This window comes from Streptomyces sp. NPDC056222, from assembly GCF_042264065.1.
Classification (GTDB): Bacteria; Actinomycetota; Actinomycetes; order Streptomycetales; family Streptomycetaceae; genus Streptomyces.
Window position 1 is genome coordinate 1 of record NZ_JBHJTL010000155.1, and the last position, 10,398, is coordinate 10,398.

Genomic DNA, 10,398 nt, shown 5'->3' on the forward strand with positions numbered 1-10,398 from the left:
GACACCAGGTGTCGTACGGGCCCTTCCCACATCAGGTCACACAGCGTCAGCCGTTGCGCTTCCAGCGCGGCTTGTCGTCGCGGCGGCCGAAGGAGCCGCCGGTCGAGCCGGTGCCGCGGTGGTCGCCGCCGCGGTGGTCGTCACGACGGCCGTACGGGCGGTCGCTGCCACCGGCGCGGAAGCCGCCCGCGGGGCGGTCGTCGCGACGGTCGCGGTTGAACGGACGGTCGCTGCCGCGGTGGCCGCCGGTCGGACGGTCGTCGCGACGGAAGCCACCGGACGGACGGTCGTTGTCACGACGGTCGTCGCGACGGAAGCCGCCACGGTCGTCGCGGTTGAAGCCACCCGAGGGGCGGTCGTCACGGCGGAAGCCGCCACGGTCGTTGTCACGACGCTCGTTGTCGCGGCGGAAGCCACCGCCCGACGGACGGTCGTCACGGTTGAAGGAACGGCCGCCACGGTCGTCGCGGTTGAAGCCGCCCGACGGACGGTCGTCACGGCGGAAGCCACCGGACGGACGGTCGTTGTCACGACGGAAACCACCCGACGGACGGTCGTCGCGGCGGAAGCCGCCACCACGGTTGTCGTCACGGCGGAAGCCACCACGGTCACCGCCACGGTCGTCACGGCGGTCGTCGCGGCGGAAGCCGCCACGGTCGCCACCGCGGTCGCCGCCACGGTCACGGCGCTCGTAGTTGCCCCGCTCGTCGCGGAACGCAGGGGTGCGCTCCTCGCGGCGCTCCTGGACCGGCTCGGCGGCGACGACGGCCGCGGCGACCTCGGCCTCGGCGGCCTCCGTCACCTCGGCGACAGCGGCCTCCGGGTCCTCGCCCCGCTCGCGCGCGGAACGGGCGACCAGACGGTCGGCCTCCTCGCGGAGCTCGGCGGCGCGACGGGTCAGACGCTCCAGCTGCTTGGTGAGGTCGGCGACCTCACGCTCGGCCTGCTTGGCGGCGTTGTTCGCGGAGTCGGCCTGGACCTCGGTGAGCGAACGCGCACCGGTGATCTCGGCGACCTCCGGGTCGAACGCGCCGGCGCCGCCCACGATGTGGCGCGAGGCGTCGACGCCCGCGTCCTCCATCAGACGGAAGATCTGACGGCGCTGGTGCGGCAGGGCCAGGGAGACCACGACGCCCGAACGGCCGGCACGGGCGGTACGGCCCGAGCGGTGCAGGTAGTCCTTGTGGTCACCGGCCGGGTCCACGTTCAGGACCAGGTCGATGCCGTCGACGTGGATACCGCGGGCGGCGACGTCGGTGGCGACCAGCGCGTTGACGTAGCCGTCCTTGAAGTCGGCGAGGACGCGGGTACGGGCACCCTGCGTCATGCCGCCGTGCAGCGCGTCGGCCTTCACGCCGGCCTCGACGAGCTGCTCGGCGATGCGGTCGGCGCCCAGCTGGGTGCGGACGAAGATGATCGTGCGGCCCTTGCGGGCGGCGATGGCGGCCGTGACCGGCGCCTTGTCCTTCGGCTTCACGACGAGGACGTGGTGGGTCATCGTGGTGACGTTGCCCTGGGCGCTGTCGACCTCGTGGCTGACCGGGTTGTTCAGGTAGCGCTTGACCAGCGTGCCGATCTCGTTCTCCATCGTGGCGGAGAAGAGCATGCGCTGGCCGCCCTCGGGGACCTGGTCCAGCAGCTCGGTGACCTCGGGCAGGAAGCCCAGGTCGGACATCTGGTCGGCCTCGTCGAGGACGGCGACCTGGACGTTCTCCAGGGAGCAGGCGCCACGGTTGATGATGTCGCGCAGACGGCCCGGGGTGGCGACGAGGATGTCGACGCCGCGCTCCAGGGCGTAGATCTGGTTGCCCATGGACGTACCGCCGCAGACGACCTTGATCTTCAGGCCGAGCACGTCGCCGTACGGCTGGAGGGCGTCCGCGACCTGCATCGCGAGCTCACGGGTCGGGGTGAGGATGACCGCGCGGGGCTTCTTCTTCTCGGTGTGGCCGCCGGCCAGCTGGGCCAGGGTCGGCAGACCGAAGGAGAGGGTCTTGCCGGAGCCGGTACGGCCGCGGCCGAGGATGTCCTTGCCGGCCAGGGCGTCCGGGATGGTCGCCGCCTGGATCGGGAAGGGGGTGGTCACGCCGTTCTGCGCGAGCTTGCGCACGACGCCCTCGGGCAGGCCCAGGTCGGCGAAGGTGACGGTGGGCTCGGAGGACTCGGCCTCGGTGGCGTCGGAAGCCTCGGTCTCGACGATCTCGGTGGCCTCTACGGCCTCGACGATCTCGTCGTTCTCGGGCATGACGGCGTGGTCAGAACTGAAAATGGACATGCGAAATGCGAAACCTTCCGGAGTCTCGGCACGCGCCCGTCAACTCCGTGAAAATCGCAAATCGACCGCCTCAATGCGGTCCAGCCACGGCTAGGGAGAGTACGCGCCACGCGGCGCTCTTCTGTGTCGGCGCCGGGCAATGGGATCAAACGATCTACCACCATACGCACCCTCCCCCACCTATGGCAAACCGGACTCCGTCACACCGGCCCGACCTGCGGCGATGCGGCCGGCTCCACCGACTCGCCCGGCCCGTCCGCCGCCTTCATGGCACCCATGTGGGTGTCCGCGCCCGGCGTCGAGGTGGGTGCGTCGGTCGGCTGGGTGGTGGGCTCCGCGGACGGGGTCGGCTCGGGCTCCGGCTCCGGGGTCGGCGTGGGCGTCGGCTCCGGCGGATCGACCGGTGGCGTGACCTCGCCACCGGGCGCACTGGGCTCACCTGCCCCACCCGTCCCACCGGGCTCCTGGCCGGGGTTCGGCCTGCTCCCGGGACCCGCCGGCGCGTCCACCGCCGGCTTGCCGGAGGGCGACGCGGACCCGCTCGGCACCGGCGACGCCGAGCCGGCGCCGTCCGCGTCCGGCCCGCTCTTCCCGCCCGCACCCCTGGCGCCCCCGCCGTGCCGGCCCGACACCCCGACCCCGCCGTCCGACTCCGCCGCCACGCCCTGCTTCCCCGCGGACTTGCTGGGCGCCGGCTTCGCACCCTCGTCACTCACACTCATACAGCCGCTCATACCGGCACAGGCGGCGACCGCCAGCGCGGCGGCGGCCCATCTCACACGGGTGGGCAAAGGGCGCACGGGGGGCACCTCCAGGACACAAGGGGCGGAAAAGCCAGGAAGGGAACACGTTTCGCTGCCCAACTCCCTTTGCCCCGCAAGGGACACGCCCCCGGGACAGAACCCGGCGCCCGAGCCGCTCCGGGATCACTTCGGCCATGCGCCCCGCAACCGGGCGGCCGTCACGGACAATGGCGGTGTGCTGGAGATGACACGCGACGCGTTCGAAGAGCTGGTGGCCCAGGCCCTGGACACGATCCCGCCGGAACTCACGCGGGTCATGGACAACGTGGCCGTGTTCGTGGAGGACGAACCCGACCCCTCGGACCCGGAGCTCCTCGGGCTCTACGAGGGAACGCCCCTCACCGAGCGCGGGGAGTGGTACGCCGGCGTCCTGCCGGACCGCATCTCCATCTACATGGGCCCCACGCTGCGCTACTGCGAGAGCCAGGAGGACGTGGTCCACGAGGTCGCGGTGACCGTGGTCCACGAGATCGCCCACCATTTCGGCATCGACGACGAGCGGCTCCACGAGCTGGGCTGGGGCTGACGGGAGCGGCGGTCCGGCCCCCGGCGTAAACCGTTTTGGCGATAGCGGCCGCCATCCCATATGCTTCTCACGTCCCCGACGCGCTGAGAAGCGCCCAGGTGAGCCCCTAGCCCTCATCGTCTAGTGGCCCAGGACGCCGCCCTTTCAAGGCGGTAGCACGGGTTCGAATCCCGTTGGGGGCACGCATTACCGTGTGCGAGACTAGTGATCGTGCACAAGCTTGGCTCTGTGGAGCAGTTGGTTAGCTCGCCACCCTGTCAAGGTGGAGGTCGCGGGTTCAAGTCCCGTCAGAGTCGCTGAAGCTGGAGACAGCTTCGTGGCTGGGTAGCTCAGTTGGTACGAGCGATCGCCTGAAAAGCGATAGGTCGCCGGTTCGACCCCGGCCCCAGCCACAAAGAGAAGGCCCCGTTCGAAAGAACGGGGCCTTCTTCGTGTGCGCGCGAGGCCTTCTTCGTATGCGCGCGGAGAGGTCGGCGGTGCGCCCGGGACCCCCGGAGTGACGGGCGGGGCACCCGGTCGGCGGAACCGGGCGCCCCACTCCTCAGGCCGCGGACCGGCGCCCCCGCCACGCCCGGACCGCGAGCACCACCGCCACCACCGCGACGACCGCCACCAGCAGGGCCCAGTCCGGCACCGACCGGCTCAGCGACCCCACCCGCTCCTCCACGGCGAACGAGTCGTCCACCGACAGCAGCCCCGGCAGCGCGGTCGTGCCGTCGAAGACCAGGAAGAGCGTGCCGAGCACGACGAAGAAGAGCCCCGACAGCAGCGAGGTCGTGTGCAGCTCGAAGCGGCCGGCGCGGATCGTCCGCCCGCGCAGCCAGCGGCGCCGGCCCAGGTCGTACCGCTCCCAGAGCAGCGCGAGCAGGAAGAGCGGCGCCGCCATCCCCAGCGCGTACACCGCAAGGAGCAGCCCGCCGTACGCCGGGCTTCCGCTCAGCGCGGCCACCGTCAGGACGCTGCCGAGGATCGGGCCCGCACAGAAGCCGGCGAGGCCGTAGACCAGTCCGAGGGCGTAGACGGAGACCGCCGTCGTGGGGCGGATCCTGCCGCTGACCTCGGCCATCCGGCGGGAGGCGAAGCCCATCCCGAGGATCTGGAGCACGCCGAGCACGATGATCGTCCAGCCGCCGAGCGCCACGAGCAGATCCCGGTGCCCGTAGAAGAGCCGTCCGGCGTACGAACCGGCCGCGCCGAGCGGGACGAGGGTGGTGGCCAGACCTGCGTAGAAGATTCCGGTACGGGCCAGCAGCCGGCTCGTCGAGTCGATCGAGTACGCGAAGAAGGCCGGGAGCAGCAGGGCGCTGCACGGGCTGAGCAGGGCGAGCAGGCCGCCGAGGAAGGCCGCCGGATAGCCGATGTCGGAGGTCACTCCCCCGCCGCCCCGCGCTTGGCCTTCGCGGCCTTCGCGGCCGCGTCGATGGCCTCCGTGAAGGTCTCGATCGGCTGCGCCCCGGCGATCGGACGCCCGTTGACCAGGAACGACGGGGTCGAGGTCGCGCCCAGCGAGTACCCCTGCTCCTGGTCCTTGCTCACCGCCGTCTTCGCCGCCGCGCCGTCCATGTCCTTCGCGAAGCGGGCGAGGTCGGGGACCCCGGCCTCCTTGGCGAGCGCGGTCAGCCGCTCCTTGCCGAAGCCCTTCTCCTTCGCGTCCTCGGCGTACGCCGCCTTGTGGAACTCCCAGAACCGGCCCTGCTGCCCCGCCGCCCACGACGCCCGGGCCGCCGCCTCCGACTCCTCGCCGAAGATCGGGAAGTTCCGCCACTCGATGCGCAGGGTGCCGTTGTCGACGTACTTCTTCATCAGCTCGGGCTCGGTGTCGCGGGCGAACTTCCCGCAGTAGCCGCACTTGAAGTCGGCGTACTCGATCAGGACGACGGGCGCGTCGGCCCGCCCCATGGCCAGCTTGTCGGAGGCGTCGCGGCGTGCGTACGCCTCCAGCTCGGGGTAGACACCGGCGGCCGGGTCGGCGGAGACCTCGGCGACCGCCGACGATCCCGCGGTGCCCCCGGACGCGGGCTTGGTCGCGGTGTACGAGGCGACTCCGGCGAGCGCGGCGGCGAGGGCCACCCCGGAGACGATCACGATCGGCTTGGACTTGGACATGCGGAAAGGCTCCTGAACACGACGGGAGAAGAGGACGGACGACGGCGGCGGTCGGCCCTCTACACGCGCAGGATCGACAGTTCCACGGGTGACGGCGGTACGAGCTCCGGCGGCTCGGGACCCGGCAGCGGATCGCGTGGAGCCGGTTCCGCTCCCCAGACCCCGCCGGCGGTCCGCTCCCCTGCCAGGGCGGGCAGCAGCTCGCCGAAGCCGTTCGGGCGCGGCGGTGTGGCCGGCCGGGAGGCACCGTCGGCGGTGTGACCCTGACCGCAGCCCGGCGACGCGCTCCCCGCTTCCACGACCACCGCGGTGCTCGCCACCGCCGTGGTCGTACCGCAGGCCAGGACCCCGAGCACCACTCCCACCAGCGCGGCGAGCGCCGCGAGCGCGCGGACGGTGCGGGACATGGGGGTACCTCTCAGCTCGACGTGCCCGAAATATTACGGGCCGGGTCCCGGGGAAATCGGTTCGCCCGTTCTCGGCCCGGGGTGCGATCCTGGATTCCGTATGTCTACTTCCTTCGCCGCCCTCCAGTCCGTCCTGGCCGAGGTCTCGCTGCGGGACGCCCACCGGCTCGGCCGCCGCCTCGAGGGCGCCCGCCGCATCCGCAAGCCCGAGGCCCGTGAGGCCGTCCTGGACGAGATCGCCGCCGAGGCCGGCAAGGCCAAGGAGCGCGTCGACGGGCGGGCCTCACGCGTGCCCGCGGTCACGTACCCCGAGCAGCTCCCGGTCTCGCAGAAGAAGGACGCGATCCTGGAGGCGATACGTGACCACCAGGTCGTGATCGTCGCCGGTGAGACGGGCTCCGGAAAGACGACGCAGATCCCCAAGATCTGTCTGGAGCTCGGCCGGGGCGTCCGCGGCATGATCGGCCACACCCAGCCGCGCCGGATCGCCGCCCGCACGGTCGCCGAGCGGGTCGCGGAGGAGCTGAAGACCCCGCTGGGCGAGGCGGTCGGCTGGAAGGTCCGCTTCACCGACCAGGTGAACCCCGACGCGACCTTCGTGAAGCTGATGACCGACGGCATCCTGCTCGCCGAGATCCAGACGGACCGCGAGCTGCGCGCCTACGACACGATCATCATCGACGAGGCCCACGAGCGGTCCCTCAACATCGACTTCCTGCTGGGCTATCTGGCCCAGCTGCTGCCGAAGCGCCCCGACCTCAAGGTCGTCATCACCTCCGCGACCATCGACCCCGAGCGCTTCTCCCGCCACTTCGGCGAGGCGCCGATCGTCGAGGTCAGCGGACGGACGTACCCCGTCGAGGTCCGCTACCGGCCGCTCCTGGAGGAGGACTCCGAGGAGTCGGACCGCGACCAGATCACCGCGATCTGCGACGCCGTCGACGAGCTCCAGTCCGAGGGCCCGGGCGACATCCTCGTCTTCCTCTCCGGCGAGCGGGAGATCCGCGACACCGCGGACGCGCTGCTGAAGAAGCAGCTCCGGAACACCGAGGTCCTTCCTCTCTACGCGCGCCTCTCCCATGCCGAGCAGCACCGCGTCTTCCAGGCGCACACCGGCCGCCGGATCGTCCTCGCCACCAACGTGGCCGAGACCTCCCTGACCGTTCCCGGCATCAAGTACGTGATCGATCCGGGCACCGCCCGTATCTCCCGCTACTCCCACCGGACCAAGGTCCAGCGGCTGCCGATCGAGCCGGTCAGCCAGGCCAGCGCCAACCAGCGCAAGGGCCGCTGCGGCCGTACGTCCGACGGCATCTGCATCCGGCTCTACTCCGAGGACGACTTCCTCACCCGGCCGGAGTTCACGGACGCCGAGATCCTCCGGACGAACCTGGCCTCCGTCATCCTCCAGATGACCGCGGCGGGCCTCGGCGAGATCGAGAAGTTTCCCTTCATCGACCCGCCGGACCACCGCAACATCCGCGACGGCGTGCAGCTCCTCCAGGAGCTCGGGGCCCTGAACCCCGCGGAGAAGGATCCGAAGAAGCGGCTGACCGAGCAGGGCCGCAAGCTCTCCCAGCTCCCGGTCGACCCCCGCCTGGCCCGGATGGTCCTGGAGGCCGACAGGAACGGCTGTGTACGGGAAGTCATGGTGATCGCGGCCGCGCTCTCCATCCAGGACCCGCGCGAGCGCCCCGCCGAGAAGCAGGCCCAGGCCGACCAGCAGCACGCCCGCTTCAAGGACGAGACCAGCGACTTCCTCGCCTTCCTCAACCTCTGGCGCTACATCCGCGAGCAGCAGAAGGAGCGCGGGTCCAGCTCCTTCCGCCGGATGTGCAAGCAGGAGTACCTGAACTTCCTGCGCATCCGCGAGTGGCAGGACATCTACGCGCAGCTGCGTACGGTCGCCAAGCAGATGGGCATCCACCTCAACGAGGAGGACGCCCCCGAGCAGTCCGTGCACACCTCGCTCCTCGCCGGCCTCCTGAGCCACATCGGCATGAAGGACGTGAAGGAAGGCGCGAAGAACGAGTACCTGGGCGCCCGCAGCGCCAAGTTCGCGGTCTTCCCGGGCTCGGCGCTCTTCAAGAAGCCCCCGCGCTTCATCATGTCCGCCGAGCTGGTGGAGACCTCGCGCCTGTGGGCCCGGGTCAACGCGAAGATCGAGCCGGAGTGGATCGAGCCGCTCGCCCAGCACCTGATCAAGAAGACGTACAGCGAGCCGCACTGGGAGAAGGACCAGGCGGCCGTGATGGCGATCGAGAAGGTCACGCTCTACGGCGTTCCGATCGTCACCGACCGCAAGGTGAACTACGGGCGGATCGACCCCGAGGCCTCCCGTGACCTCTTCATCCGCAACGCGCTCGTCGAGGGCGACTGGCGTACGCACCACAAGTTCTTCGCCGACAACCGCAAGCTCCTCACCGAGGTGGAGGAGCTGGAGCACCGCGCCCGCCGCCGGGACATCCTCGTCGACGACGAGACGCTCTTCGACTTCTACGACAAGCGGGTGCCCGAACACGTCGTGTCGGGCGCGCACTTCGACTCCTGGTGGAAGCACAAGCGCCGTGAGGAACCAGAGTTCCTCGACTTCGAGCGCGAGATGCTCATCAACGAGAAGGCCGCCGGGGTCACGAAGGACGACTACCCGGACTCCTGGCGGCAGGGGCCGCTGAAGTTCCGGGTGACGTACCAGTTCGAGCCGGGCGCGGACGCCGACGGTGTGACCGTCCACGTCCCGCTCCAGGTCCTCAACCAGGTCACGGACGAGGGCTTCGACTGGCAGATCCCGGGTCTGCGGGAAGAGGTCGTCACGGAGCTGATCCGTTCGCTCCCGAAGCCGATCCGCCGCAACTACGTGCCGGCGCCGAACTTCGCGACCCGCTTCCTGGACTCGGCCGTCCCCCGCCAGGAGCCGCTGCCGGTGACGCTCGCCCGCGAGCTGCACCGCATGGGCGGGGTCCCGGTCTCGCCGGACGACTTCGACCTGTCCCGGATCCCCGACCATCTGAAGATCACCTTCCGGATCGTCGACGAGCGGCGCCGCAAGCTCGCGGAGGACAAGGACCTGGAGGCGCTGAAGCTGAAGCTGCGCCCCAAGGCCCGCCAGGCCCTCTCCAAGGCCGCCGCGGCCGCCACGGCGGGCCCGGACGGCTCCGGCCAGTCCCTGGAGCGCACGGGGCTCACGGAGTGGACGATCGGCACGCTGACGAAGGTCTTCGAGACGCGGAGGGCCGGGCAGCCGGTCAAGGCGTTCCCTGCGCTCGTCGACGCCGGCGACACCGTCTCCGTACGGCTCTTCGACACGGAGGCCGAGCAGGCGCAGGCGATGTGGCAGGGCACCCGGAAGCTGATCCTGCTGAACATCCCGGTGAACCCGGCGAAGTTCGCCTCGGACAAGCTGACCAACCAGCAGAAGCTGGCCCTGTCCCGTAACCCGCACGGCTCGATCCAGGCGCTCTTCGACGACTGCGCGACCGCGGCGGCGGACAAGCTGATCGCCGACCACGGCGGTCCGGTCTGGGACGAGGAGTCGTTCCGGAAGCTGTACGACAAGGTCCGTGCGGACCTCGTCGACACGACCGTCCGGACGGTGAGCCAGGTCCAGCAGATCCTGGCGGCCTGGCAGGCCTGTGAGCGGCGTCTGAAGGCCACGAACAGCCTGGCCCTCATCAACAACCTGGCGGACGTGCGCGAGCAGCTGGCGTGGCTGATGCCGGCGGGCTTCGTCACGAAGACCGGGCTGCGGCGACTGCCGGACCTGATGCGCTATCTGGTGGCGGTGGACCGGCGGCTGCAGCAGATGCCGACGGGCGTCCAGCGGGACACCACCCGCATGGAGAAGGTCCACGAGATGCAGGACGAGTACGCCTGGCTGCTCGAACAGCTCCCGCAGGGGCGACCGGTGCCGAAGGACGTCACCGACGTCCGGTGGATGATCGAGGAGCTCCGGGTCAGCTATTTCGCGCACGCGCTGGGCACGGCGTACCCGGTCTCGGACAAGCGGATCGTGAAGACGATCGACGCCCTCGCGCCCTAGATGCGACGCGTTCGCGGCCCGGCCGGGAGTGTCGCCTTGCGCCGGTTCGACCTCACCCTCTGACCTGCTGTACAGTCTTCCTCGCAGCCCCACGCAGGGCTGCGAGCAAGGTCCTGTGGAGCAGTTGGTTAGCTCGCCACCCTGTCAAGGTGGAGGTCGCGGGTTCAAGTCCCGTCAGGATCGCTTCCAGGAAGGCCCGCACCCATAGGGTCGGGGCATCAAGTTGTACTTAACAAGTAAAG

At 70.5% G+C, this 10,398-nt stretch carries 7 protein-coding genes and 4 tRNA genes; 6 read left to right on the forward strand and 5 right to left on the reverse strand.

All coding sequences use genetic code 11. The annotated features are described in order from the left end of the window. Nucleotides 1-46: 46 nt before the first annotated feature. Nucleotides 47-2,275 (reverse strand): DEAD/DEAH box helicase, encoded by a 2,229-nt coding sequence (locus tag ACFC0D_RS36950; RefSeq protein ID WP_376446068.1) that lies wholly within the window; start codon nt 2,273-2,275, stop codon nt 47-49. A gap of 200 nt (nt 2,276-2,475) precedes the next feature. Continuing rightward, nucleotides 2,476-2,997, reverse strand: a complete 522-nt coding sequence (locus ACFC0D_RS36955) for a hypothetical protein (protein ID WP_376446070.1) — start codon at nt 2,995-2,997, stop codon at nt 2,476-2,478. Between the two features lie 256 nt (nt 2,998-3,253). Between ACFC0D_RS36955 and ACFC0D_RS36960 the strand changes: the two genes are divergently transcribed. From ACFC0D_RS36960 to ACFC0D_RS36975, 4 genes are all read left to right on the forward strand, one after another. Beyond that, entirely contained in the window at nt 3,254-3,604 is a 351-nt protein-coding gene (locus ACFC0D_RS36960) for a metallopeptidase family protein (RefSeq protein WP_329118123.1), read from the forward strand. Between the two features lie 109 nt (nt 3,605-3,713). Further along, nucleotides 3,714-3,786, forward strand: a tRNA-Glu gene (locus tag ACFC0D_RS36965). 40 nt (nt 3,787-3,826) lie between these two features. Continuing rightward, nucleotides 3,827-3,900: transfer RNA gene (locus ACFC0D_RS36970), tRNA-Asp, on the forward strand. 22 nt (nt 3,901-3,922) lie between these two features. After that, nucleotides 3,923-3,996: transfer RNA gene (locus ACFC0D_RS36975), tRNA-Phe, on the forward strand. A 149-nt stretch (nt 3,997-4,145) separates the two neighbouring features. Here the strand turns inward: ACFC0D_RS36975 and ACFC0D_RS36980 are convergent. From ACFC0D_RS36980 to ACFC0D_RS36990, 3 genes are read right to left on the reverse strand one after another with little or no spacing between them, the layout of a single operon-like run. Further along, nucleotides 4,146-4,976: a cytochrome c biogenesis CcdA family protein gene (locus ACFC0D_RS36980; protein ID WP_376446074.1), complete on the reverse strand. Its 831-nt coding sequence runs from the start codon at nt 4,974-4,976 to the stop codon at nt 4,146-4,148. Continuing rightward, nucleotides 4,973-5,710, reverse strand: coding sequence for a DsbA family protein (locus ACFC0D_RS36985; protein ID WP_376446076.1), 738 nt, complete (start codon nt 5,708-5,710; stop codon nt 4,973-4,975). The genes ACFC0D_RS36980 and ACFC0D_RS36985 overlap by 4 nt, the downstream gene beginning before the upstream one ends. Before the next feature lie 59 nt (nt 5,711-5,769). After that, nucleotides 5,770-6,117, reverse strand: a complete 348-nt coding sequence (locus tag ACFC0D_RS36990) for a hypothetical protein (RefSeq protein ID WP_376446079.1) — start codon at nt 6,115-6,117, stop codon at nt 5,770-5,772. Nucleotides 6,118-6,217: 100 nt separating this feature from the next. Here ACFC0D_RS36990 and hrpA point away from each other — a divergent pair, with 100 nt between their 5' ends. After that, nucleotides 6,218-10,156: an ATP-dependent RNA helicase HrpA gene (gene hrpA, locus ACFC0D_RS36995; protein WP_376446082.1), complete on the forward strand. Its 3,939-nt coding sequence runs from the start codon at nt 6,218-6,220 to the stop codon at nt 10,154-10,156. A 109-nt stretch (nt 10,157-10,265) separates the two neighbouring features. Next, nucleotides 10,266-10,339 (forward strand) — tRNA-Asp (locus ACFC0D_RS37000). Nucleotides 10,340-10,398: the final 59 nt, after the last annotated feature.

What these genes read in the sequence shown, in the direction of transcription:
- ACFC0D_RS36950 (WP_376446068.1), bottom strand. Translation starts at nt 2,275, where the DNA reads ATGTCCATTTTCAGTTCTGACCACGCCGTCATGCCCGAGAACGACGAG.
- ACFC0D_RS36955 (WP_376446070.1), bottom strand. Translation starts at nt 2,997, where the DNA reads ATGAGTGTGAGTGACGAGGGTGCGAAGCCGGCGCCCAGCAAGTCCGCG.
- ACFC0D_RS36985 (WP_376446076.1), bottom strand. Translation starts at nt 5,710, where the DNA reads ATGTCCAAGTCCAAGCCGATCGTGATCGTCTCCGGGGTGGCCCTCGCC.
- ACFC0D_RS36990 (WP_376446079.1), bottom strand. Translation starts at nt 6,117, where the DNA reads ATGTCCCGCACCGTCCGCGCGCTCGCGGCGCTCGCCGCGCTGGTGGGA.
- hrpA (WP_376446082.1), top strand. Translation starts at nt 6,218, where the DNA reads ATGTCTACTTCCTTCGCCGCCCTCCAGTCCGTCCTGGCCGAGGTCTCG.